The organism is Pedosphaera parvula Ellin514 (assembly GCF_000172555.1).
Lineage (GTDB): Bacteria > Verrucomicrobiota > Verrucomicrobiia > Limisphaerales > Pedosphaeraceae > Pedosphaera.
The window spans coordinates 118,343-144,172 of the sequence record NZ_ABOX02000005.1; the positions used below are offsets into that span (position 1 = coordinate 118,343).

Consider the following 25,830-nt stretch of genomic DNA (forward strand, 5'->3'; position numbering starts at 1 on the left):
GGTTATCGCCTAGCTCAAAAGTGGTGACTATTTATCGGCCTGTCGCAGCCAATCAAAGGTGGTTCGGCGGATGCGGAGTTGATTCGTGCTTTTACCGCCGGCAAGCGTTCGGAAATCCAAGTATGCGAACAACACTGCATTTTCTGTGAAGTGAATGGCGGTGTAGCAATAGGAGCCGGCGGGGTCATTTTCCAAAATCTTTCGTTTTTTCCAGGTGCGTCCGCCGTCCGGTGAAATTGCGGCGACCAGCGGAGTGCGCTTGCCTTTGGGAAAGGGAAACTGGCCGGAATGATCGTTGAACACCGCGAGCAACTCCGCTGAACCGGGCAAGCGCTTGATGCTGGCTGGAGAAACGGGCGATTTGAGTTCGGTGGCAATGGGTGCGGACCAGGTCGCGCCGGAGTTGGCGGAAGCAAAGCCATACTGAGCGCCGGCATCGGTGCGAGCCCAACTCAAAACAGTGCCATCCGCCCGTTCCACCACACCCGGTTCCTGCAGGCCGGTCTTGCTTGCAAGCGGCATTGCCCACCAGGTTTCGGCCTCATGCCATATCTGGCCTTCATCATCTGACAAATACCAAAGAGCTATGGCCCGCGGATCAAAGGTGCTATAATCATTCAGCTTGGAATTGCGCGAGCGATGGAAAGCCACAGGCACGATCAGCCGGCCATTGTTCAACTGAATAACCCGGTCATTATTCAGAACAAAATATCCAGGCGCATCCACCACCAGTTTTGGTGATGACCAGGTTTTGGCTTCGTCACTCGAAAGTTGTATCCAGGGATGACAATCGTGGAGGTTTTGTTTGATAAGATAAAACAGGGCGATTTTTCCGCTCTTCAAACGCAGCAAGGAGACGCTCATTACGTTTTGATTCGTGCCGGTGTCGACCACGAGTTCCGGCTTTTGGTTCCAGGTGAGACCGGCATCGTCGGAGTAAACTGAAACGATGCGAGAAGGGCTCTCATCAGCCGCTCCACCACGAAATTGGGAGTAGAGGAACAAAATGCGCCCGGATTTCAGGTTGAGAAATGCCCCTTCTGAATTGCGCGGGTTTTCGGGAGTGGAATTGATATCGAGAACGACATGGTTTTGGAGATTTGGAGAAGGTTGCGCTGCCATGGGAAGCGTGCAAAGGCCGGCCAATAGGAGCAGTGATAAAAGATATGCGCGCATCCCACTGCCTTTAACAGCCTTCGAGGCGCAAGTCACGGTTTGAATCCAGTCCGCAGTCATGAGATCCGGTGGTGGGCGTTTGATTCAACTATTGTTTCTTTTGCTCTTTTACTTTGGCAAGGGCGGAGCCAAGCAGCCTGGCTTGGGTCGTGGCATTGGTGGCGTAACGCACGACAAAAATCACCTTGCTAATATCCGGATCGACAATGATGACTTTCGGGACGGTATAGTGAACATCATCCGGCGGATGCAAGGCGGCATCAACGATGGGAGGCTCGGTATGATTCTCGGTGAACGAATCAGAAAAGACGAGCACGGTGGCGTTCTTGAGTGCTTCAAAGTCCTGGATGGTTGCGGCTATGGAACTGTTGTCTGGACGAACTTCGGTCGCCTGCAGGCAGGAAGTCGCAGTGGCCAGGAAGGCAATGGGTTTGTTATCCCTTTTGGCTTCGGCTTTGGCTTGCTCAAGTTCACTCAAACGGTAAACGGCACCCAATCTGCCCAGCTTGCGAATCTTTTCCTGTTTTTTCGCCAATTCCTCTGCTTTCACCGGATCGTAGCCATATTGCTTTTGCAATTCCGGCGGCAAATTGGTGAAAGCCACTTTGCCACCCCCTTGTGCGTGCATGATGATGATGCCATCGGGCTCGGTTTTCACCACCCGATAATTTTGAAAAGTCTGCTTATCCAGCGTGGTCAGATTCTCAGCGCAGGCAAACCGGGTCAACAGGCAGAAAGTGGCAACGAATAATGCTTTTGGGCATCTCATCCGCATGGTTTATAACCAACCAAAACCTATTGCAAGTCTTGCGGTAAGCGCCCAGGTGATTGACCTGAATCGCAATCCTTCCTAGCCTTCACTCCGTGGCGGCCAATTGGACCTGTGTCAGGAGTTGGCTTTACTTGGTCCAATTACGCCCCAAACAAAAAATCTAAGGTGTAAATAATCAGGATCGGCCCATTGTATGAAAAACAAATTTCCTTCTTTTGTCGCGACCATGATACTAACCCTCGGGTTGCATCCATCCTCTCTCCACGCGCAGGGTGCACTAATGCCCCCGGGCGCACCTGCGCCGACCATGAAGTCACTCGACCAGATTGAGGCGCGCACGCCACTTTCAGCCGCACCAATTACCATCACCAAGCCGGGTTCCTATTATTTAACGACCAACATCACGGTGAGTTCGGGGAATGCCATCACGATCAATGCCAATCAAGTGACGCTGAATTTGAATGGTTTCACCGTTTCTTCGACGGCTCAGAGTGCCACTGGCGCAGGCATCCTGTTGCCGGTTACCAACATCGACATCACCATTCTCAACGGACACATCAACGGCAGCGTGACCAACAACGGCGGAGTATTTAGTGGCGGCGGGTTTGTGAACGGCATCATGTACACCAATGCGATGCCAATCAACGTCCATGTGTCGGATGTCTCGGTTTCCGGTTGTTTGAGCAATGGGATTTATCTAAACACGGCAAATTCCACCGTGGTGGAATTTTGCATGGTCAAGACGGTGGGAAATTTTGGCATTTATGCCGACAACATGTCTCATTGCACTGTAAAAGAGTGCGGCAACACTGGCTTTAATGGCGGCATCGCCACGGACTGTCGCGCCGATACAGTCGGGAGCGGCTACGGATTTAACGTGTTTTTAGCTCACAATTGTATGGGTATGAATAGCGGCAATGGCGTCGGTCTCTCCGCCGCCACCGCCAACAATTGTTACGGTGCTAATACCGGTAACGGCTGGGGACTTTTGTCGACCACGGCCAATGATTGTCAGGGAACCAGCGGTACTGGCACCGGCCTGGCAGTCGCCATCGCCAATAATTGCAATGGCCAGTCCGGCGGGACTGGGGCTGGAATTTCTGCCACCACCGCCAATAATTGTACTGGCAGCAGCTACTCCGGCACAGGGCTCTTGATTTCGGGTATCGCGATGGGTTGTTACGGTTCCAGCAGTTCCGGCACTGGCATCGTTGCCAAAGTCGCCAATTCTTGCTTCGTAAACAGCGGCGCCACGAACATCACCTTTAAATACAATATGCCTTGAGGAGGTTTGTAATTGATGCGTCAGCAAAGTGCCGTTACTTTGGTTTGACCCGAATGGCGCTTACTTAAGGCCCAAAACTTTATCTTTCAGCGGCTTGCGGTGAACTACTCCGGGAACAGTTGCAAAGAGAATGCGGCGGGATAATTGTTCCATGCGATTCAGGATGGATCGGGCTGTCCGGTGGTTTGCGATGGCTTGCTTAAGCCAGTGATATTGTGCCTTGGAGAGGCTCACCGTAACGGTTTTGCCCGCCACTTTGCGGGTCCAGCGGTAAGGGCTGCCCGACTGGCCGCGCCGCCGTTGCACCACGGAGCCGGCGCTCAAACAGCCCAACTGACTGAGTTGTTGGCGGCATTGCGCCAATTCCTGCTCCCATTGAGGCAGCTTTGGTGTTTTCATTTTTCTTGAGCTTCCAGTATAGCGGAGCGGTCAAATCAGGAAGTAGATATACTTCCTGAATTATGAATACGCCCTTTTTCCCGGCCTGGCGGTCACGGCTGGCTCCCTCCAAAAAGGCTTCCCCGCCACTGGCGGAACAGCCCCTCCCGCAGCTGGAAGCCTTGTTTGCTCCTTTCATTCCCGAACAACTGCTTTCCCGGGCCGGGGCCAACAGCCGCGAGCGGTTTTACACCCTGCGCCAGACCTTCTGGGCTTTCCTGTGGCAAGCCCTCCACCCGGGAACAGCCTGCCGGGAGGTGGTCCGCCAGCTGCTCAGCGACTGGCAGGCGCAGGCTGGCCGGACCCGGGCGCAGGCTGGCACCGCCGCCTACTGCCGGGCCCGCCAACGGCTGCCGCTGGAACGCCTGCAAGCCATCTTGCAGGCCACGCTCGGACCGGAGCCTCCCCGGTGGCGGGGCCATGCCGTCAAACTGGTGGATGGCACCACCTTCTCCCTGCCTGACACGGCGGCCAACCAGAAAAAGTTTCCCCAGTCGGGCGCGCAAAAGCCGGGGTGCGGTTTTCCCACCCTGAAGGTGGTGGCCTTGTTTTCCCTGGCCAGCGGGCTGGCCCTGAACTGGGCCAGGGGTTCCCTGCGGGTGCATGAGATTCCCTTGTTCCGGAAGTTGTGGTCAGGCTTGCGCCGCCGCGACCTCATCATCGGGGACCGGGGCTTTAGCTCCTACACCAATCTGGCGCTTTTACTCGGGCGGGGCGTCGATTGTCTCTTTCGCCTGCACCAGGGCAAGAAGGTGCGCCATCCCCGGCGCAGCCGGTTGCAGCGAAAGCAGAAGCTGGGGCCTCGCCAATGGCTGGTGCAATGGAAGAAGCCGTACCAGAAGCCTGAGTATATGCGACCAAAGGAATGGGCAGCTGTTCCCTCGGAGATGCAGGTGCGGGTGTTTGAAGTGATCGTTTGCACCAGGGGCATGCGGACAAGAAAATTGATGCTGGTGACCACCCTGCTGGATCCGGTGCGCTATCCAGTTGAGGAGCTGGCCGAACTTTATCTGCGGCGCTGGGAGATTGAACTGTCCTTTCGCGACTTGAAGACCACCCTGGGCCTGGAGGTGTTGCGCTGCCAATCCCCGGCAATGGTGGAAAAGGAGGTGTGGATGCATTTGATTGCCTTTAATCTGTTGCGCCGGGTGATGCTCCAGAGCGCAGCCAGCGGGGACAGTGACGTCCGGCACTTGAGTTTCAAAGGCGCCCTCGCCACCGTGCGCCAATACTGCCCGGCCATGGCGGCGGCCCAAACCAGCCACTTGCGAGTCCAGTTGATCGAGCGCCTCAGGGAAGTGATTGCCCAGGATGTGCTCCCCTTAAGACCTGGCAGGCGGGAGCCACGCGCCGTCAAACGCCGACCCAAACCATATCAAATGCTCAACCAACCGCGCCACGTCTTCCGGGAACTCGCCCATCGCGGCAAATACAGGAAAGGAAAGAAATGCAAACTGGTTAAACCTTAAGTAAGCGCCATTCTGGTTTGACCCCTTTAAGGCCAATGGAATTGGCTGGAAGTCAAGTATACCAGTATTCCGAGTGCTATTGAAGATCCCAAACATACTCGTATTGACATTGAAATCAATTCAGGACGAGCATTCGTCCCATGAACATGAATCTGCAAAGCGCTTTTGATGTAATTGAACGTCATTCGACCGGAACAACAGAAGACTCATTTACAAATTTCCTCATGGAGTCCGAAGTCTCGGGAATGGCTTCGGGGGAAAAGCTGCAAGCTATCAACGAGGAAATCCTCGATGCCTTGCAAAGCATTAATTTGGAATGCAGAAAAAGCGGACTTGGAGTAATAGGAATCAAACAAATGCAGTCAGCCACTATTATCCTTACCGAAGGATGGGATAGATACCGCTGGTGGGTCACGAATTCCTATTTTTCAGCTGATTTTTTGCAGCAGTTCTCCCAAACACTCTCGGATTGGGGATTTGCATGGGCAAGAATTCTAGATGGATCGACACCAGATTTGCGCAGAGCATTGGCTGACCGCAGAGAAAATAATCTTTGAACTTTACACGCTACCAGTGCACCAAGTGCCTAGAAAGAGGAGACACCTATTAATAATTCACTAGTGTCCAAATTAGGTTTTTGAAAACTGTGGCTGGGTCCGGCTTATTATTTACAAAACCCAATGTTTATCGAGCAAAAGTGGCGCCCCTTGAAGGGGTCACCCATTAGGGCATTGGGTCAAGAGATAAAAAGGTATCGTTCCCAATTATTTTTCTTTTGGGTTTTTTGCTACTGCCGAGGAGCTGGTTTTCTTAAGTACCAACTCGAACCCCGTCATTTCAATTTTGATTCCGGACCCGCTTCAATTGAAGCGATCCTAATGGGTGGCCCCTTTTGGATTTTACGTTGACACCCGAATCATCGTCTGATTCATTGTCAGAACTTGGTTAAAATTATTGTGATGAAAGGCTATGCGTCTTCCGATATATCTTTCTGTATGAAAGGTTCTTACGTGAGTTCCCTCGGTCTCCATGAGTCAACCAAAAATCTCAAGAATATCCGGGATTGAGCGGCAGAGCGACAAAGCGAAGATTGCATCCAAATCGATGCCCGACGAAATAGGTTGGATCGCATTCGAATAGACGATTAGCTCACCACCACTTTCACAGCAGAAAGAAAAATAAATTCAGCAAGGACGTTCCGCATGGCAATAAGACCCATAAGATTAATCAGAGCAATTCGTAAAATTTTACCCAGGTTGAAGGCGCTTGAGGAACGGACTACCGATACCGACACTCAGTTAAAGCAATTCATCTCGCTTCTTAGCATTAAAGACGGATTGCCACCCATCCCGCCAAAACACCTTCAATTCAGGGTGGCCGGGTCATACTACCCGGAATTTTTCAACCATGGTGAACGCATGTTTCATGACATCGAGGATTTACTGAAAAGTCATGGAGAAAGCTTTTTCCGGTTCAAAAACATTCTTGATTTTGGATGCGGTTGCGGGCGTTTCATGATTCCCATGAGTTACCGGATAGCCCCCAAGAAAATCAGCGGCACTGATATTGACGAAGAGGCTATTCGCTGGTTGAAGGAAAATTACACCTCATTCAACGATCTGGACGCAAATGGTTTCATGCCCCCCACCAAATATGCGGATGGGACATTCGACTTTGTCTTTGGCATTAGTATTTTCACACACCTACCCGAGGACATGCAACACGCGTGGCTAAAGGAGCTTTCCAGAATCATCCAGCCGGGCGGATATGGCCTCTTCACCACACATGGTGAGAATCACTTCGATGAACTCAAGAAGCCTGCCTATGGTGAAACTGCTCATGGAGAATTGATGAAACGAGGATTCTACTATTCCGTCCGCGATTCAACGGATGGGTTGCCAGACTTTTATCAAACAAGTTTTCACACACACGATTACATTAAGCGTGTATGGGCGGAATATTTTGAGGTGGTCTGCATTCGAAAGCAAGGAATTGGTCAGAATCAAGATGCGGTTTTGGTCAGAAAAGGCGTCGCCCATTAGCATTTCACCCGGCGTGCGCCGTTGGGAAGGCGTGAATAACTTGCCAGGGTTTTCGTTCCCGAGCAGAGACGGCTGGTCCGATCCTGAACGGCTCGGCCCTAATTATTTATACCAGCTAGGCGTATGGCTATGGCACCCTGGATCAAATTACCAGCGGCATGAAATACTGAAACTAGTCTGGATCGCTGGTCCCAAGCCGGAAAACAGGCGGATGATGGTCTTGTCGGTTTAAACTTCGAAGGTGAGGCAGAATTTGGTTCGCCGTTTTTGGGCAAATTCCAAGATGAGTTCCAGTTGCTCGAGATCGAAAATTACGGCGGTGTTAAATTCCCGCTGGTCGCAGCAGTGACCCAGATCAGACGGAACACTCACCATCACCCCGCCGTCGCGGATTTTTCCGAGAATGTCCCTGACTGCTCCCAGGCCTTTGCCGGCTTCGTGCCAGCGGAGGGCCGGACCGTGACAAAGAAATTCATCCAGGGACGAAAGCAGGGCGTCTCCTGAACCGCGGGTGCCATTGGGCATGGGGTGGCCATCGCTAAAATTGACCAGGATAATGTTGTCAGCAGTTTGAGCCTCCTCGGGATAGCCATCCAGGCCTTCGCCGCAATAGGCAGCCAGCAGCGACTTGCCTTCCATGTAAGGTGTGTTCAGGTTTTCCCTTTCCAGAACACATTTAATCGCCATCCCCATAAGTTCCGCTTTGAGTCCTTTCAGTTGTTGGATTCGTCCGCTACCAGTCCGACGAATTTAGGGAACTTAAAGCGGAATGACTGAGAGTTCAAGTAAGCTGCGCTTGAACATGGAGTTAGATTTGAAGAAAAGTGGCTCTATTCCGTTGTGGAGTTGACGTTTTCACTGGGAATCTCCGATTTCCAGCGCTTCATTTCTGGATCTGATACACTTCCTGAAAATCGTGTTGTGAAGCCTGCTCGCGTGCCGGGTTTGCTCCGGGCAGGCCTGAGGCATCATTGTCAGGTTGGGCACACCATTTACCCTCTTTTGATTTGAGGACGAGTGTGCGGGTGAGTGCCTTTTTGCCTGTATTGCTGATCACGACTACATCTACAAACATGACGTCCTGAAATTCGAACTTTTGGCGAGCATAGGGAACCACACCTTTATCGCTGAGATGCCGCGCGACGTAAACCTTGCCGATGGTCAGGGGCATCTGCGCAGAACTCTTTTGCGATGCTTCGCTCTTCAGGCGGGTCACCGTTTCCAGCAAATAATCTGCGTAAGCCTTGCGGACCTTCCCGGTGCCATAGGGGATAGCGCAGGTTTTCAGGAAAAGTTGACTGTCGCTAAGAATATAAGCACGGGCAATATCACAAGCCGCGCCTTCAGGAGATTCCTGGCCGGTGGGAAAGCCATCCTTGGCCACTTGAATCTTTGGAAGAGTGGTTTTATCCGCAGCCAGGGCTGGGAAGGAAAGTGCGGTCACGACGAGTAGCAGGAGTAACTTTTTCATGATGCGGACTGTTTGCATATATAAGCCATATTAGCGCCTTGCCACTCACCCTGTTCGGCGCACATCTGATCCTAAACATGCGGCTTTGCCCCGTCGAGCACTAAGCGTAGGAGGAGCGCGAAGGAGGCTCAAATCTCGTTTGAACGGAAAAGAAAAGAGCATGTCTATGTTCACGAAGCCTGTATTAGTGATCCGCGATTGGCGGTCGTTTACTTTGCCTGCAAGGAGTGTTGTTCCCGAGGATAACGCCTTTTTTCGGCAACTTTTCGACCATGGCGGAGTTATTAGGATGATGTTCTCAGTCTAAGGTTGCTTTTCAGAAGGCAGCACAGTCAGATAGTGGAAAAATCGGGTGACCCTAAAAGGAATGCGAAGAATTGTTGTAATTCTTTTGAGCTGTTCCCTTCTATTTTATGAAGGGTGCACGACTTCTTATTACAAAAAATCGGCTGATAAGGAAACTTATGCCGTGATCCGGGAAAAGGGGGCGACGATTCCGAACATGGATCGCCATTTCACGATTGAGGATACCAACATCTTCTCGTTGGAGTTGCCCGTGTCCACGAATGTAGATGAAACGTTGGGCAGCGATGCGGAATCCGAGCGAGAGGCGCGGATTCTTTCTCTGGATGCGGCCTTGGAGGTGGCAGTGCACAGCAGCCGGGTTTATCAGAGGACCAAGGAACAGTTGTATTTGCAGGCGTTATCGCTGACTCTGGCCAGACATGAGTATGATCCCATTTTCTTCGGAAAGGGGAGTGCCGCCTACTCGGTGGAAACCGAGGAAGCCGTTGCTGTAATCGTGGATCCGATCACCCACCTGCCAACGACAGCCGTAAGTGATAATCTCGTGGAACAGAAGCGGGTGGCTGGTAATGGCAGCACGGGATTTGATTGGCTTTTAAAAACCGGCGGACGGCTTTCCGCCGCCATTACGACCGATTTCCTGCGATACCTGAGTGGCAGTCCCCAAACCTTCACTTCTTCACAAGTGGCCGCCAACTTTGTTCAACCACTCTGGCGGGGTGCAGGATACACTGTGGCGATAGAAAACCTTACGGATTCGGAGCGCAACCTTTTGTACGCCATTCGTGATTTCAGCCGTTATCGCAGAACTTTCAGCGTCCAGATCGCGACGGCGTATTATGGAGTCCTGCAAAATCGCGATACCGTACGGAACAGCTATCTCGGCTATCAAAGTTTCAAGAAGAGTGCGGAGAGAACCCGTGCGCTGGCGACCGAGGGCCGAACCAAACAGGCGGAGTTGGCGCGACTCGAGCAGCAGGAGTTATCGAACCAAAGCACCTGGATCAGCGCCATTCGCACGTATAAACAGGCTTTGGACAGTTTCAAAATACAACTTGGCTTGTCCACGGATTTGAATGTCATTCTGGATGACAAGGAGTTGGAGGACCTGAAAATCCTTCACCCTGACATCTCATCGGAGGAGGCTCTGAAGGTGGCGTTGACCACCCGGCTTGATCTCTACAATGTGCGGGACAAAGTGGAGGACAGCGAGCGGCGCGTCAAACTCGCTGCCAATGGTTTGAAACCGCAGGTGGATCTGGTGGCCAATGCCGGGCTTGATAGCAAGCCGAACACCAGTGGTTTCTTTCCGGCCCCCGAGCCAAATCGATACCACTGGACTGCCGGGTTAAATGTGGATCTGCCCCTGGAGAGGAAAGCGGAACGGAATGTCTACCGGGCCGCCTTGATTGATGTCAGAGTAGCCCAAGGCAACCTGGAGCAGACGACCGATGAAATAAAACTGGAGGTGCGCGATGGTTTGCGCAGCCTGGATCAGGCCAAACGCAACTACGAGATCAACGAAATTGCGGTGAAACTGGGCGAGCGGCGCGTGGAGGAACAGACCCTGCTCTCTGAATTAGGGCGGGGCACGGCCGAAGCAACGGTCTCGGCCCAAAACGATTTGGTCGCTGCCAAGAACGCCCTTACCGCCGCGCTGGTTGGCCATACCATTGCGCGGTTGCAGTTCTGGAATAATCTGGGGATTCTTTATATCAAGGACAATGGTCAATTCGAGGAGGTAAATCGTGCAATCGATTAGGAAATTTATTTCAGGCCAGCCACGCTGGAGAAAAATCGCCGCGGCACTGCTGGTGGTTGTCATTCTATTTTTCGTCTTCGGCAGGGGGAAGCACACGGCTGCGGGCATTACATTCACGGCCAAAAGGGGCAAGTTGGAAATTAATGTACTGCAGGGCGGCAGCATAGAAGCCTTGGAATCCCAGGCGGTGAAGTGCGAGGTAAGAGGTTATCAAGGGGTGAAGATTTTGAAGATAGTCGAGGAAGGTTACCTGGTATCCGAGGAGGACGTGAAGACCAACAAGGTTCTGGTACAGCTTGATTCCTCTGAGATTGAGAAGCAAATCACGACGGAGGATATCAATTATGAATCCAATCTTGCTTCGCTGACGGATGCGAAGCAGGCCTATGAAATCCAGGTCAATCAGAATCTCAGCGATTTGAATGCAGCCATACAAAAGGCCAGATTTGCCCGCATGGATTTCGACAAGGCCATGGGGGCGGAGACAACGAAGACAATTATCATTCGTCTAGGTTTACCCGAGGAGTTGCTTGAAACCAACGTGGCTGTGCGCGTGGCTTCCGAGGTGGAGGATAACAAGAAGCTGGCTCTGGGCGGTGGAGCCGCAAAGGGAACCGAGGCTGCCGAAACTGAAGTGAAAAAAGTGGCAATCAAGAAGGAGGATGCGACGGAAAAAGCCGTGACAGGAGAGAAAAAGGAATCCCAGGCACCGGACCCGGTGGAGGAAGCAGAGGCTATAATCAAGCTGGTGAACAGTGATCCCTCATTGATGCAGCCAAAATCAATTGCCATCGATTTTACGAAGTATGCGAAGGAGGAGGCGTTGGGCGATGGCGAGATGAAGCAGAAGATCCGCAAGAATGAGGATGACCTCCAGGTGGCGCAAAAGGAAATGTCGCAGGCCAAGACACAGTTGGAAGGGACCCAACGACTTTTTGGCAAAGGATTCGTCACCAAGACCGAGTTGGAGGGGGATGAGTTCAAGTATGAAAACTGCCGGCTCAAGGTTCAAACCGCCGATACGGCGCGAAATTTATTTATCAAGTATGAGTTTCCCAAGACCTGCGAGGAGGCGCTCTCCAAATATGTGGAAGCCGTGCGGGAATTGGACCGCACACGCAAAGGAGCGATATCCAAGCTGGCACAGGCCGAGGCCAAGTTGAGGTCCGCCGAAGGCCGTTACAAATTGGAATTGCATCAACGGAGCGACCTGCTCGGGCAAATGGGAAAGTGCACGATCAAAGCCCAGAAACCGGGGTTGGTGGTTTATGGCGGTGGCAACATGAATGCATATTATTACGGGGGTGAAGAGCAGGTGCGGGAAGGGGCGCTGGTGAGAGAGCAACAACCCATCATCACGATTCCTGACATGACCAAGATGGCGGTCAAGGTGCGCATCCATGAGACCTACATCAAGAAAATCAAGAAAGGACAGAAGGCGCGGATCACGGTGGAAGCGTTTCCTGACAAAAAGTTGATGGGGGAAATCAGCAAGGTGGCCGTACTGCCCGATTCGCAGAACATGTGGATGAATCCGGACATGAAAGTTTATCTTACCACCATAACGATCAGTGAAGTTCAGGATTGGATCAAACCGGGGATGAGTTCCAAAGTGGAAATCCTGATTAGTTCCTTGGACGACGTAGTCTCTGTTCCATTGCAGGCTGTGATTACGGAAGGAACCAAACAGTTTTGTTACGTTGCCAAGGGAAGCCGGCAGGAACGGCGGGAAGTGGAGGTCGGCGATTTCAACGATGAATTCATTGAGATCAAGAAAGGCATTGCTGAAGGAGAGAAGGTTTGTCTCAGGAGCCCGGAAGGCAGCGGCGACAAGGAAAAGAAGGCTGAAGAACCAGCGGTTGATAAGAAGTCCGCGCCGGCCGCGACGACTGAAAAGAAAAAAGCATAGCCTTGAACCCGAGGGCGAAAAAATGTCCCAGGAAATCGTAACTTCAACACTCGCCGCTGCCAAGCGAAACACGATTGCGACGCGTAAATCCATCGTGCGTTTCGAGGACGTACGCAAAACTTATCAGATGGGGCCCGTACTGGTGGAAGCGTTGCGCGGAGTTACGCTGGATATCAAGCAGGGGGAGTATATCAGCATTATGGGGCCATCGGGATGCGGGAAATCCACGATGCTGAATTTATTGGGTTGCCTGGATCGGCCCACTTCCGGGCGTTATCTGCTGGGCGAGGAAGATGTTTCCCAGATGCCAGATGACGATCTTTCTGGCGTACGGGGAGCGAAATTGGGATTTATTTTTCAATCTTATAATCTTATCCCGCAGCTTTCGGTGGTGGAAAACATCGAAGTGCCGCTTTATTACCAGGACAGGCCGGAGGAGGAGTCGCGGGAGATAGCAATCCGCCTGGCGCAACTGGTAGGCCTGGAAAAGCGCTTATGGCACAAACCCTTTGAGTTGTCCGGTGGACAGCAGCAACGTGTGGCCATCGCGAGATCTCTGGTGAATGATCCATTGGTAATCCTCGCAGACGAACCGACGGGAAATCTCGATTCCAACTCAGGCACAGAAATCCTGAGAGTTTTTGACGACCTGCATCAGCAGGGCAAGACCTTGATCCTGGTGACGCATGACGATGATGTGGCTCACCGGGCGGATCGGGCAATCCGGTTGCGCGATGGGCAGGTGGAAAGCGACGTGAAGGTTTCCAAGGCATGAGTTCCCCTTCCAAAAGCACAAAGAATGCTGCTGAGTTTGTAGATTTCGTACGCTTTCTGCGCGGCATGAAAGCTGCGCGGATGAAACGCATCATCCGCCTGGGCGTGAAGAGCCTTTGGTTGCATCGATTGCGGTCACTGCTGACCGCGTTGGGAATTGTATTTGGCGTTTGTTCCGTCATTGCGATGTTGGCCATTGGCGAGGGAGCCAGCCACGAAGCCCAGGAGCAAATCAAGAATCTGGGGAGTCAGAACATTATTTTAAAGAGTCTGAAACCTTCGGAGGAGCGGAAGGTCTCCGAGAACAACCGACAAAGCTACATCTTACAGTATGGCCTCACCTATACGGACATAAAGGCGATCAAAGATACCATTCCCGGCGTGACCGTGGTGGTGCCGGGGAGAATCATGCGCGAATATGTCTGGAATATCAGTCGCCAGACCGATTGTGAGATACTGGGAACGGTTCCGTGGTATCCGACCATGCGAAATCATCAGGTGGCCCAAGGACGCTTCTTCACGGAAAGAGAAATGGATGAGAAGGCAAACGTCTGTGTGATCAGTTCGGAGATGGTTTCGCAGTTGTTTCCATTGCAGCAAGCGGTCGGTTCGGACGTGCGGGTGGGAAATGCTTATTATCGGGTTATTGGGGTAATGGAACCGCAGTCCAAGGCGGCCAAAGGAGATGAGGTCACAGGAGCCACCCAAGGTCCGACTTTGGAGCGGATGTTCATTCCCCTTGAAACCGCCAAGACCCGATACGGTGAGGTTTTGATGAAGCGCCGGCAGGGCAGTTTTGCGGCCGAGCGGGTGCAATTGCATGAGGTTACCGTGAAAGTAGGCAAGCCCGATGAAGTGATAAACGTTTCCCTGGCGATCAAGGACTTGATGGAACGCAATCACAAAAAGAAAGATTACGAAATGGTGGTGCCCCTTGAACTTCTGAAGCGCGCAGAACGCACCAAACAGATTTTCAACATTGTGCTTGGTTCCATTGCCGCGATTTCGCTTTTGGTGGGAGGGATTGGCATCATGAACATCATGCTGGCCAGTGTGACCGAGCGCACCCGGGAGATTGGGATACGACGGGCATTGGGAGCCAAAAGGCGGGATATTGTTATTCAATTCCTGGTCGAAACGATCATCCTTTCCGGGGCTGGTGGTGTGATGGGAGTGCTGCTGGGAATTCTGATTCCCTTCGCAGTCAGTTATTTTGCCGGCATGGCAACGATTGTAACCTTTTGGTCACCGGTGCTTGCGTTTTCCATCTCGGGATTGGTGGGGATTATTTTTGGACTGTATCCAGCGATTCGGGCCGCCAGCATGGATCCCGTGGAAGCGCTCAGGCACGAATAACACTGGTTTTTCGTTACGATGAGGAGCGAAAGGGTGAATCATCTCTGTGCGCCGCGTTTTGAGCCGATTTCGCTCAAAAAGAATTTGGCTTGATTTAAAATCCAATCGCGAGGAAACATCCATGGACTTCAGAAGCATATAGGTACAACTTGAATTAATAGCGCATGCCAACTCTAAATGTTAAACCAGCCGGTTCCTGCAAATATGACATGCTTGCCCTGGGCGAGATCATGATACGCCTTGATCCCGGCGAAGGCCGCGTACGCACCGCCCGGGAATTCAAAGCATGGGAGGGTGGTGGCGAATACAACGTTGCCCGTGGTCTGCGGCGCTGCTTTGGTTTCAAGACTGCGGTTTGCACCGCGTTTGCCGACAATGACATTGGGCGGTTGATTGAAGACTTTGTTTTGCAGGGTGGAGTCGATACCGAATTCATCAAGTGGGTCCCTTATGATGGGGTGGGCCGGACGGTTCGCAACGGTTTGAATTTTACGGAGCGCGGGTTTGGCGCGCGGGGAGCGGTGGGAATTCCAGATCGCGGCAATACTGCTGCCAGCCAGCTGAAGCCTGGCGATTTCGATTGGGATTATATTTTCGGCAAGCTCGGCGTTCGTTGGCTGCACACCGGAGGCATTTTTGCGGCGCTCTCCGATACCACCCCCAAGCTGGTCATTGAGGCGGTTCAAAAGGCGAAGCAATATGGCACAGTGGTTTCCTATGATCTGAACTATCGGCCTTCACTTTGGAAATCGATTGGCGGCCAAAAACGTGCGCAGGAAGTAAACAAGGAAATCGCCAAATACGTGGATGTAATGATTGGGAACGAGGAAGATTTCACCGCCAGCCTGGGATTCCAAGTGGAGGGAGCAGATGAACACCTGCTGCACATCGATGTCACGGCATTCCAAAAGATGATCGAAACAGCGGTTAAGGCTTATCCCAATTTCAAGGTCGTCGCCACAACACTGCGTGCAGCCAAGACCGCGACGATCAACGATTGGGCGGCGATTTGCTGGATGGATGGAAAGTTTTATGAGTCGCGGCAATATCCGGACCTTGAAATTTTGGACCGGGTTGGCGGTGGAGATAGCTTTGCCAGCGGTCTGGTCTATGGGTTGATGACCACGGGAGACGCACAGAAGGCGGTGAATTACGGGGCAGCCCACGGTGCCCTGGCCATGACCACGCCGGGTGACACTTCCATGGCTTCCAAGGATGAAGTTGAGAAGCTCATGAAGGGCGGCGGTGCCCGAGTTCAGCGATAGACAACCCTCAGATTTATCCGCAGTTTAAACGAACCCCGCTTGTAGCGGGGTTTTTAGCATCCCCCAACAAGGTGATTGGCGATGGCTGCCTTCGGTGATACGCTCGTTGTAATATCACCAGTGTCATGTGGCGCAACCCAAAAAACTGTGTTCCTGCCGGGAAAGGTTTTGGCTTCCTAACAGGTGCCATGTGTGGAGTGCTGCTTTTAGGAATATTGCGGGCAGGCGGTCAAACTCCCGTTCCGAATGACACCCAGTATTCAGTGATTAACAGTATTCCGGCGCCGTTGCATTCGGTGTTGGATGCAACCAATGCGGTTGGTTCCTGGATTTGGGACAAGGAAACGCAGGATAAGCAAACCTGCCGTTTCTGGCGAGTGTTTGAGGTTCCGCGGGATAATCCCGTAGTGCGAGCAGAAATGCGTATCACTGCGGACAATGGCTACGACGTTTTCCTGGATGGTAGGAAGGTTGGCCATGGCATTGATTGGAAATGGTTGAGCACATACGACCTCAGCTATGTTTTGCCACCGGGCAAACATGTGCTGGCAATTGAGGCTTTCAATGAAGGGCAGAAGGCCGGGTTAATTCTCGGCCTCCGAATGCAACTGACTGATGGCCGGGTGCTGGAAGTGGCTTCAGACCGTAGCTGGTATGTGGTGCCGGACGAGGGGGAAGGTTGGCGGAGCAAAGAACATCCTTTGTCCCGTTGGTATCCAGCCATAGTTGTGGGTGTGGTAGGCGACCCGCCCTGGTGGAAGACACCGGTGAGCACGGTGATCGTGCCGCCTATTCAGCCATTGACGCTGCATTTTTGGGGATCCACCTGGTTTCAGGTGGTGATACTGTCCTTATGCGGGATGGCGATGGTCATCTGTTTAAGGTTGATGGCCAAGGTGGCTTTGCAAAGCAAGGAACAAAAACTTTTGCAACTGGAACGCAACCGTATTGCACGGGATATCCACGACGACCTGGGGGCAAGGCTGACAGAGTTGGTATTGTTAGGTGAGGTGGCACAGAGCGAGCGCAGAACTGAACCGGAGACGCTGGCACAAATTGACCAGATTTGTGAAAGGGCGAGAGGAGTGCTGGGTGCCATTGACGAGATCGTGTGGGTGGTGAACTCCCGGCGCGATACCTTGAAGGACTTCGTTACGTACGTTTGCAAGTATGCGCAGCTTTTCCTGCGTTCCAGCAATATTCGTTGCCGCCTGGATATCGAACCGGATTTACCCAGCATTACCTTTGATTTGCCGGTACGCAGGAACCTGCTGTTGGCCGTGAAGGAGGCCTTGAACAACGCAGCCAAGCATTCACAGGCGACCGAGCTGTTTTTGAGAGTCCATCGCGATGGTATGATGCTCAGAGTGATTGTGGAAGATAACGGGGTCGGTTTTGAACCTGCCGAGGCCAACCTCGAACGAAATGGTCTGACGAACATGGGACAGCGAATGAAGGAATTGGGTGGGGAATACCGGGTGGTCAGTCGGCCCGGAAATGGTTCGCGCATTGAATTCCTGATGCCTCTGGAAAATCAACGGTTGCGTTCCAATTGGTTCGGGTGGCTTTGGCGAATCTTTACGGCCAAGGTGGCGCCAGTTCAAGAAAAGGAAAAGATAACTCCAGCCGAGGCAAGTCAGCCTACGCAGTAATAAAATATGAAGCCGCAAGTTTCGATTCCTCAAGTTCAGCCCTCCAGCCGGGCACCTTTACGGGTGGCCCTGGTGGAAGACCAAAAGGAAATTCGGGAAAACTGGACCCGATTGATTGAATCCTTTTCCGATTTTAAATGCGTTTGCACCTGTTCCACCGGGGAGGAAGCTTTGCGGGTCATTCCCTCAGTGCGGCCGGATGTGATTTTGATGGATATTTTTTTACCACGCATGTCGGGAATCGAGTGCACGGCACGGTTTAAGGAGTCATTGCCCAAGACTCAAATTATTATTTTAACGGCCGTGGATGATGATGAAATGGTGTTCCTCGCCCTCGAGGCGGGGGCCGATGGGTATTTGCTCAAACGAACGAAGCCCACGGACTTGCGGGCCGCCCTGCTGGATGTACTGAGTGGCGGGGCGCCGATGACCAGTGAGATTGCGCGACGAGTGGTTGAGTCTTTTCGGCGGGTATCGAGGAATCGGCAGGATACCATTCGCTTAAGCGCTCGTGAAGAGGAGGTCCTGGTAATGCTGTCCAAGGGTTACTCAAACAAGGAGATAGCCGATAAGATAGATCTGAGCGTGGAAACAGTCAGGAGCCACCTTAAGCATATTTATGAAAAAATGCATGTGCGTTCCCGTACCGAGGCAGTGGCGCGTTATATGACGGCCAAGGGGAGTACCGCCGACCCGGATGATCTCTGACTCATCAGTCTGACGCGGGGAGGTAGTATCACCCGCTTGGGTGATAGACGTTGGAGACGCTCATTGTAGTATGAGAGTAACTACCCCATAGGGAATTTTTGCCCTGGCTTCTGGTGCACCCAGGATTCAGTTGGGTAACGAACGCAGCGGTGATCCTAAAACAAACGATTTAATAGGTGTTGATTGCTGTGCCGACATCAATAAACTTAGAGAGATCCTGAAAATAAATCTGAGGTGTTTTCCCCTAATTCAGCCATGAAACCGACCAAATCGAACCTGCTAAAGAAATTCTTAACCCTGGGCTTTTTGACCGGGATGACAGCCTCGATGTCATGCACTCAGGCCGCCATTGTCGGGCCATACAGTCTTGATTCCGCCACGCTGCATCTGTGGCATATGGATCAGGCGACGGTGCCGGTACTGGATTCGGCAGCCGGAGGGACCAACCTGATTGGACTGCAAGGCGGAGCCACCTTGGGCAGTCCGTCATTTACGGGGTTTGGCAATGCGCTTAACACCGTGGACGGGGGACAGGATGGGACTGCCGCTGGCACCAGAGATGCCTTATTGAGCCCTTCCACGGCCAGCCCGCCGGGGAATGTGGCGATCACGTATGCTGATGCGACTACCGGGGCCTTTACGATTGAAGCCATCGTGTGGATTGGTTTTGATCCGACCAGGAACCTTGGCACCGTTGCGAACGGGGGTAATGGGCGGAGCTCGCCACTGGAAATCGTCTCTGCCGAATCTGGTGCCAACCCGGGGCGTATCTTTCAGTTTAGAATCATACCCGTCGGCATGGTGCCTATCGGAACCGCACCGGCCACAGTGCCACTGCTCACTTTTGAAAATATTCGAGCAGTAAGTGGTAATCAGGCAACCATCTATGCGGCCATACCCACCACCGGTCCAGACGCCATTATCACAAATAATTGGTATCATGTCGCGGTGACCTACAATGGAAGTCCCAACACGGCGAATAACATCAAATTTTATTGGACGCTCATGGATCCAAGCCGGACGAGTGCGAACCAAATCAGCATTACTTCGGCACAAACGACACTCTCGGGGATGAATCCACTTTCAGCCACCAGCACACCGCTGGTTATCGGCAATGAAGCACGCAATCGATCCGGCAATTTTTTGGGCGCAATTGATGAAGTGCGTATCAGCAAAGTCGAGCGCACTGCCGTGGGAATGCAGTTTACCCCGGCGAACGTAACCATCCTTACCCAGCCAGCGAGTCAATTTGTAGCTGTGGGTGATACGCTCACACTTTCTACTGTCGCGGGCGGGGGCGCGCCGATTTCCTATCAGTGGCAATTTAATGGCAACAACCTGCCCAATGCCACCAATACCAGCCTGATGATCACCAATGTAACGGCCAGCCAGGCGGGGAATTACCAGGTGATTGTGTCAAATCCGAACAGCAGCGCCACCAGCGCCACTGCCAACGTGCGGGTAGGCCAATTGTTCAGCGAACTATTCAATACAGGTCTGGCGGATAACCGCAGTTTGTTGCCGGGCGGGGCTACCGATCCACATTGGCAGTTGGTACAGAGCGATGATCCGGTCTTTCCTGGACCCGCAGCCATAGTGGACAGTTCACTGCCGGGAGTATGGTTGGTGAATGGGCCCAGTTCATTATGGATATCGCCCGGGGACGGAGCCAATAATGCGGCTGGGCTTTATACTTATCGCACCAGTTTCCTGATTGATACGATGGATCCGAACAACGCGCAATTGAGTGGCAGTTGGGTGTCTGATAACCAGGGAGTGGATGTGCGGTTGAACGGCGTCAGTCTTGGATTAACCAATGCGACCTCGTTGGGAAGCTTCAGCTTTTTTACGATAACCAATGGTTTTGTGGCAGGAAGCAACACGTTGGAATGTGTGGTGTCAAACTCTGTAGGGGCAGGCATCAATCTGAGCGGGTTGAGAGCGGAAGTGCGCGGCGTAGCCCTGCCACTCTCCGCGACGCCACTCACATTGGTGAGTTCGCCGGCAAATGTTTCAACACAAGCACAGCAAAGTGTCAGTTTTTCAGTTGTCGCCACAGGCAGCGGCCCGATTACTTATCAATGGTTCTTCGGAGCATCGCCACTCAGCGGGCAGACCAATCGTACGTTGGTGCTGAACAGACTGACAACAGCCCAATCAGGGAATTACAAGGTGGTGGTGGCAAACGGCGTCAGTTCCACGAACGCCACAGCCACACTTACTGTCACAACGCCGCCATCATTGGCCTGGTTGGGATTGAACAGTGCTGATTGGGACACGGCGACGATTAACTGGCTGGATACCGGCAGTTCTGCCAACGTGCTTTTTAGTCCGAACGACGATGTGCTTTTTGATAACAACGGCAGTGGAGCTCCAGTGGTCAATTTGACGGCGCCGCTACAGCCGAACTCGGTGGTAGTCAATGCGAGCAGCGATTATACCTTCACCTCTGCGACTGGCGGTGGGATCGCCGGCCCAGTTAACTTAACCAAGCAGGGAAGTGGCACGTTGGTTCTCGACACAGTCAATACCTACAGTGGCACGACCTTGATTCAAGGCGGCACACTTCAAGTGGGAAATGCGGACAGCAGTGGAACATTGGGCAGCAGCATGGTCAGCAATAATGCGGCCTTGGTATTCAATCGACTGGATAGCCTGACGGTGCCTAACCCCATCGCTGGCACCGGTAGTGTGACGATGGCTGGTTCGGGAGGGCTCGTTCTTACTGGCAGCAATAGCTATACGGGACCGACCGTGATTTCCAGCGGTGTGGTAAGTGTTCGCAGGACCACGGCGTTGGGGACTGGCGACGCAGGCACCACTGTGGCCGCGGGAGCCCAGCTCTTCCTGGATGTGAACATCGACATAGCCAATGAGCCGTTGATTTTGAATGGCACCGGGCCTGCGGGTGATGGGGCGTTGCGCAAGGGTGGCGGCGGTGTAACAACCTTTTCTGGTCCGATCACGCTGGCGAGTTATTCAGGAATCAAGCTGGATGGCAATACCACATTGAATCTGACCAACAGTGCCGGCATCACGAGTGCGGACATCAACCTCGGATTCGCGGGCGACAGCGGAAGTCGGGGAACTGTGAGTGGTCCCATAACCTTGGGCGCAGGCGCGGTTTCAGAGTTTGGTTCAGGCACCTGGGTGTTGGCAGGGACCAACAATACGTGGACCGGTGGAACGACCATTACTGGCGGCACACTGCAAATCGGTGATGGCGGGAATAACGGCAGCATCGGCAATGGGCCAATCGAGGTGGATACGACACTAACCTTCTTCAGTTCCAATAATATTACCGTAAATAGCACCATCATCGGAGGCGGTGCTTTGAATCAAATTGGGAATGGGACGCTGTTTCTGACCGGCGTTAATTCATATACCGGACCCACCCGTATTACTGGAACTGGCGCGCTGCGTCCGGGCAACAGCCAGGCAATGGGCGGTGGGACAATCACCATCGGTGGATCGCAAACCGACACCAGTCGCTTGGAACTGACGGGGGATATAATGTTGTTGAACACAATCACCATATTCCCGCGTGCGTTTGGAGTGCTGGACAATCCCGCGGACATTGTGAATGTCAGTGGAACTAATGTGATCAACGCACCAACCTCGATTGTGATACCGGGTGGCGGCAACCTGCTTACCTTTGAATCAGATAGCGGCTTGCTGGTGGTTTCAAATGGAGTCACTGCGGGAGGAGTCGGGCGGTTCCTGGTGTTAAAGGGCGCCGCAGCAGGTCAGATTTACGGCACGATCGATCAGACCGCGGGCAATTCTCAAAATCTATACAAACTTGATGCCGGTACCTGGACGCTGTTTGGTCAGGATACCTCCTCGGGCACAACGACTGTCAGTAATGGTACGCTGGTGATCAATGGCAGTTTGGGAACGAACCTGACAACTGTCGCTGGTGGTGCATTGGGTGGCACCGGTGTTATCCTTGGGCCTGTAGTTGTCACTACGGGAGGGACACTGGCTCCGGGCACATCCATTGGCACATTGATGGTCAGCAACTCGCTTACGTTGCAGCCAGGCAGCTTTACCTCCATGGAAATCAACAAGTCAGCGGGCTTGAGCGACGCTGTGGTTGGCCTCACGAGCGCGACTTACGGTGGCACTCTGGTGGTGAGCAATCTCAGTGGCACGCTGGCGATAGGTGACAGCTTCAAATTGTTCGATGCGCTGACCTACTCTGGTACGTTTGCAAGCATCTTGCCGGCGATCCCGGGCAGCGGATTGGCATGGAATACAAACACGCTGGCAACGGATGGCACGTTGCGCGTTGCGGCGAACACTGCTCCTCAGTCGCCGAAGTTCACCAGCATAACATTTAGCGGTGGAAATCAGCTTGTTTTCAGCGGAACCAATGGGAGCGCCAGCGCGCAGTTCACAATTCTGTCTTCAGCAAACGTGGCGGCCCCGCTTTCAACATGGGTGCCAGTCTCAACCAACAGTTTCAATGGTTCTGGCAACTTTACTGTAACAAACACCATTAATCCGGCAGCCGGCAGCCGTTTCTACACCATTCGGGTGCCATAAAAAGCGATCGGAGTTCCATATGAAGTTCAGGGCAGGATGCAATCAGGCAACCCGTTGGAAGCTGCGGGCCGCCAGAGGATTCACGCTCATGGAATTGCTGGTGGTGATTGCGACCATTGCATTTCTTCTGCCAATCAAGGCCCGGGCGGATACTAATTCAGCTGCGACCTATCTGAACTGTCTGCTCGATTTCGAGCGCTATGCCGAAACCATATGGACGGATGCATCGTATTCCAACAGTCCACCCAATTCCGGTTATTGGGGCGATGGTGCGAGTGGTGGCAATGGCGGTATTCGCGGTTCCAGTGGAGTGGCTGTTTCTTATGCGGTGTTGGTAAAGGCTTTTCCGAATGATCCAAAGAATGCAACACGCATCAGCAGGATTACCAAAGCGCTGAATTACGCCGCAAATACCCATGTGAGCGGCACGAACGTCTGCAAGGATGGTTTGAAATGGGGGCACGATTGGCAAACTGCTGAATGGGGCAGTTCGATGGGGTTTGCGTGCGTGCTGGTGCAAAGCAATTTGTCCACGGCAACAGTGCAGGCCTGCCAGAGGGCAGTGGCGGATGAAGCAACTTATCGGTCGGGTGTGGCACCGGCTTCGGGTTATATCAGCGATACCAAAGCTGAGGAAAATGGATGGGATAGTAATATTCTCGCGCTCGGAGCGGCATGGATGAGTACGAACGCCAATGCTGGAGCATGGCTCACCGCATCCAAACAATACCTGGCTAACACCTACACGGTAGCAAATACAAACGGCGATCCACTGGCTTCTTGGGTCACGACCGTGACCTTGTATCCCGATTTTGCCCTGCAGAACCATGGGTTTTATCATCCGACTTATGAGATGGTGGCGGGAATGTCGATGGGTGATTCATTGCTCATGGCGCGCCAGGCGAACTCTGCCATCGCGGCGCAATTGCAGCCGTTTGCCGAGCACAATGTCATCAACGTATGGAATCAACTCACCAATATGGTGATGGATTCCGGTGAGTTTGCCTACCCCGCCGGGCTGGATTGGGCTTTACATGATTACGAGCAAAATTCGTATGTGGCGTGGCTGGCGGCGCACTTCAACGATCCGATGGCGCGTTGGGCTGATGGGAAGCTGGCGCAATTGGTGAGGTATCGCCAACAGGTGAATGGTGACGGGCGGTTTGTTGGAGAAAGCGAGCCGAATGGTTTTTATCGGGAGGCGGTTGAAGCCAAGCGGACGGCGATTGCCTATCTGCACTGGGCAAATGCGGATTTCTTAGATGGAAGCAGCGTAGCTCCAGGATCGGATGTTTCCTTCTTTTCCGATGTTCAAGTCATTACCCATCGAAGCTCGTTTAGTTTCTTTTCACTCAGCTATGGATCGCGGATCATGGGGATGATTGAGGTGCCGGCGACTCCCGGGCCGACAAATACGTTTGTGGCATCTCCGAAGTTGCCGGGGATGATTGGACTGGGAGCCTTGGGAAATCCAACCGCAGCCACGCTGATAAGTTTTGTAACCAACGCGAACGGTTTCGATGCGGAGCTGCGGTTGCAAAATGGGACGCAAGGGACCACGGAGGTTTATGTCAAAAGCACGGGTGAGACGGTGGCAATAGTGGAGGTGCCATATCCGGCCGGCGGGGTGGCGCCCGGAGCAGTGGGCAGTTTTACCGTGGGCATGGAGAACGATCCGCTTTGTGGTGGCTCACGGCTGGTGGAGTGGGGAAGTGGTTCAACGAATATCTTGAATCGCTCCGGAACGGCAAGCAACATCAGCAACAATTGGGTGTGCGTTTCGGGACGCTATGGAATGGCAGCAGGACCGGATGGATATTTTTCTTATAAGACCGCGACTGGATACAATCGATTGGGAGCGGCAGAGGATGCTTTGCAATTCGTGCCGCAGAACACCCTGGGTGCACGCTATGCGGTATGGTTTCCGGGCAAGACGGCAGTCCAGACGATGAGCGGGGCAACGAATATTTCATGGAGCCTTACCAGTTCCAACGCGGTGCTGACCTTTCCAGGATTGGGCGGGGCGATGGAACAGATTACGGTAGCGGTGCCCAACATCGTGCCTTACCCTGCGTACAACGCTCCAGTCTCGAACATAACCGCTTCATCGTCTCAGTCAGGCTATCCACCAACGCGTGCCATTGATGGAGATGCGAACACCTTTTGGGTTTCCTCGGGAACGACTCAAGGACAAGGGCCAACAGCCGCTCACCCGGAATGGCTTAAGTTCGATTTCAGTCGCTCGGTTAATATTTCCAGAGTAAGCATCACTCCCCGGGTGAATTATGGACCGAAAGCCGTTCAAGTATTCATCGGGACTAATTTGGCTTTCTCAACAACCATGAGCAACGCGTCGTTGACGGTGCCACTCAACCCGCCGATGCAAGGTACCAATGCACAACTCCTGATCACCTCCTCCTACGATCCATCGTATCCTGGCAACTCGCGCAACGTGCAAGTGGTGGAAGTCGCCTTCCTGGAGCGGGCTCAGCCGGGAACTTTTGCTGACTGGTCGATTCAACATTTTACGGATGCGCAGCTGGCAAATGCAGCCATCGGCGGCGCTTTGGGTGATGCTGATGGCGACGGTGTGCCCAACCTGCTTGAGTTTATTACCGGGAATGATCCGTGGAGCCCGGATGCTTCACTGGCGGCAATTCAACCTGTTGGGACCGGCGCGGGAAATTATCGCTTTCGTTTCCGGGAACGGCCCAGCCTGGGTGGAATTACACGGCAGTTTCAAAGTTCAGCCGACCTGAGTTCGTGGGGGACAGCGACCCCTGTGAGTGTGAGTGTCGTGGCGAATTTTGGCAATGTACGGGTGTTTGAAGCCAGTTTTCCCGTTACGAATTCGATGCAATACTTTCGGGTGAACTACACACAGTAGAAGATGAGGT

18 protein-coding genes are annotated in these 25,830 nt (G+C 53.0%); 13 read left to right on the forward strand and 5 right to left on the reverse strand.

Going from position 1 to position 25,830, the window contains the following annotated elements; translation table 11 throughout:
• Nucleotides 1–27: 27 nt before the first annotated feature.
• Nucleotides 28–1,236 (reverse strand): sialidase family protein, encoded by a 1,209-nt coding sequence (locus tag CFLAV_RS05575; RefSeq protein WP_007413674.1) that lies wholly within the window; start codon nucleotides 1,234–1,236, stop codon nucleotides 28–30.
• A gap of 28 nt (nucleotides 1,237–1,264) precedes the next feature.
• The gene (locus CFLAV_RS05580; protein ID WP_040547116.1) at nucleotides 1,265–1,945 is read right to left on the reverse strand and encodes a hypothetical protein; all 681 of its coding nucleotides are present in this window, start codon (nucleotides 1,943–1,945) and stop codon (nucleotides 1,265–1,267) included.
• 196 nt (nucleotides 1,946–2,141) lie between these two features.
• Between CFLAV_RS05580 and CFLAV_RS05585 the strand changes: the two genes are divergently transcribed.
• Nucleotides 2,142–3,233, forward strand: a complete 1,092-nt coding sequence (locus CFLAV_RS05585; protein ID WP_007413676.1) for a hypothetical protein — start codon at nucleotides 2,142–2,144, stop codon at nucleotides 3,231–3,233.
• Between the two features lie 60 nt (nucleotides 3,234–3,293).
• Here CFLAV_RS05585 and CFLAV_RS05590 read toward each other — a convergent pair whose 3' ends face one another.
• Entirely contained in the window at nucleotides 3,294–3,632 is a 339-nt protein-coding gene (locus CFLAV_RS05590) for a DUF6788 family protein (RefSeq protein ID WP_007413677.1), read from the reverse strand.
• 62 nt (nucleotides 3,633–3,694) lie between these two features.
• Here CFLAV_RS05590 and CFLAV_RS05595 point away from each other — a divergent pair, with 62 nt between their 5' ends.
• The 3 genes from CFLAV_RS05595 to CFLAV_RS31890 all read left to right on the forward strand — a co-directional run bounded on the left by CFLAV_RS05595 (nucleotide 3,695) and on the right by CFLAV_RS31890 (nucleotide 7,182).
• On the forward strand, nucleotides 3,695–5,140 hold the full coding sequence (locus tag CFLAV_RS05595; RefSeq protein ID WP_007413678.1) for an IS4 family transposase: 1,446 nt from the start codon (nucleotides 3,695–3,697) through the stop codon (nucleotides 5,138–5,140).
• 140 nt (nucleotides 5,141–5,280) lie between these two features.
• Nucleotides 5,281–5,697, forward strand: coding sequence for a hypothetical protein (locus CFLAV_RS05600; protein WP_007413679.1), 417 nt, complete (start codon nucleotides 5,281–5,283; stop codon nucleotides 5,695–5,697).
• A gap of 861 nt (nucleotides 5,698–6,558) precedes the next feature.
• Nucleotides 6,559–7,182 carry a class I SAM-dependent methyltransferase gene (locus tag CFLAV_RS31890; RefSeq protein ID WP_237712368.1) on the forward strand — a complete coding sequence of 208 codons (624 nt, stop codon included), beginning with the start codon at nucleotides 6,559–6,561 and terminating at the stop codon, nucleotides 7,180–7,182.
• A 228-nt stretch (nucleotides 7,183–7,410) separates the two neighbouring features.
• Here CFLAV_RS31890 and CFLAV_RS05610 read toward each other — a convergent pair whose 3' ends face one another.
• Nucleotides 7,411–7,869 (reverse strand): hypothetical protein, encoded by a 459-nt coding sequence (locus tag CFLAV_RS05610; protein ID WP_150107287.1) that lies wholly within the window; start codon nucleotides 7,867–7,869, stop codon nucleotides 7,411–7,413.
• A 196-nt stretch (nucleotides 7,870–8,065) separates the two neighbouring features.
• Nucleotides 8,066–8,653, reverse strand: coding sequence for a hypothetical protein (locus tag CFLAV_RS05615; protein WP_150107288.1), 588 nt, complete (start codon nucleotides 8,651–8,653; stop codon nucleotides 8,066–8,068).
• Between the two features lie 367 nt (nucleotides 8,654–9,020).
• On the opposite strand from CFLAV_RS05615, the gene CFLAV_RS05620 reads away from it, so the two are divergent.
• From CFLAV_RS05620 to CFLAV_RS05660, 9 genes are all read left to right on the forward strand, one after another.
• Nucleotides 9,021–10,721, forward strand: coding sequence for a TolC family protein (locus tag CFLAV_RS05620; RefSeq protein WP_007413683.1), 1,701 nt, complete (start codon nucleotides 9,021–9,023; stop codon nucleotides 10,719–10,721).
• Nucleotides 10,708–12,630 carry an efflux RND transporter periplasmic adaptor subunit gene (locus tag CFLAV_RS05625; protein WP_007413684.1) on the forward strand — a complete coding sequence of 641 codons (1,923 nt, stop codon included), beginning with the start codon at nucleotides 10,708–10,710 and terminating at the stop codon, nucleotides 12,628–12,630. Before CFLAV_RS05620 ends, CFLAV_RS05625 begins: the two co-directional genes overlap by 14 nt.
• Nucleotides 12,631–12,652: 22 nt before the next feature.
• Nucleotides 12,653–13,405 carry an ABC transporter ATP-binding protein gene (locus CFLAV_RS05630; RefSeq protein WP_007413685.1) on the forward strand — a complete coding sequence of 251 codons (753 nt, stop codon included), beginning with the start codon at nucleotides 12,653–12,655 and terminating at the stop codon, nucleotides 13,403–13,405.
• Nucleotides 13,402–14,760 (forward strand): ABC transporter permease, encoded by a 1,359-nt coding sequence (locus tag CFLAV_RS05635; RefSeq protein ID WP_007413686.1) that lies wholly within the window; start codon nucleotides 13,402–13,404, stop codon nucleotides 14,758–14,760. Before CFLAV_RS05630 ends, CFLAV_RS05635 begins: the two co-directional genes overlap by 4 nt.
• 164 nt (nucleotides 14,761–14,924) lie before the next feature.
• Nucleotides 14,925–16,025 (forward strand): sugar kinase, encoded by a 1,101-nt coding sequence (locus tag CFLAV_RS05640; protein WP_007413687.1) that lies wholly within the window; start codon nucleotides 14,925–14,927, stop codon nucleotides 16,023–16,025.
• Nucleotides 16,026–16,150: 125 nt separating this feature from the next.
• Complete coding sequence (locus CFLAV_RS05645) at nucleotides 16,151–17,677, forward strand: ATP-binding protein (protein WP_007413688.1); 1,527 nt, start codon at nucleotides 16,151–16,153, stop codon at nucleotides 17,675–17,677.
• A 6-nt stretch (nucleotides 17,678–17,683) separates the two neighbouring features.
• The gene (locus tag CFLAV_RS05650) at nucleotides 17,684–18,385 is read left to right on the forward strand and encodes a response regulator (protein ID WP_007413689.1); all 702 of its coding nucleotides are present in this window, start codon (nucleotides 17,684–17,686) and stop codon (nucleotides 18,383–18,385) included.
• Nucleotides 18,386–18,640: 255 nt separating this feature from the next.
• Nucleotides 18,641–22,933, forward strand: a complete 4,293-nt coding sequence (locus CFLAV_RS05655) for a beta strand repeat-containing protein (RefSeq protein ID WP_007413690.1) — start codon at nucleotides 18,641–18,643, stop codon at nucleotides 22,931–22,933.
• Nucleotides 22,934–22,952: 19 nt separating this feature from the next.
• Nucleotides 22,953–25,820, forward strand: coding sequence for a discoidin domain-containing protein (locus tag CFLAV_RS05660; protein ID WP_040547117.1), 2,868 nt, complete (start codon nucleotides 22,953–22,955; stop codon nucleotides 25,818–25,820).
• The last annotated feature ends 10 nt before the right edge of the window (nucleotides 25,821–25,830 follow it).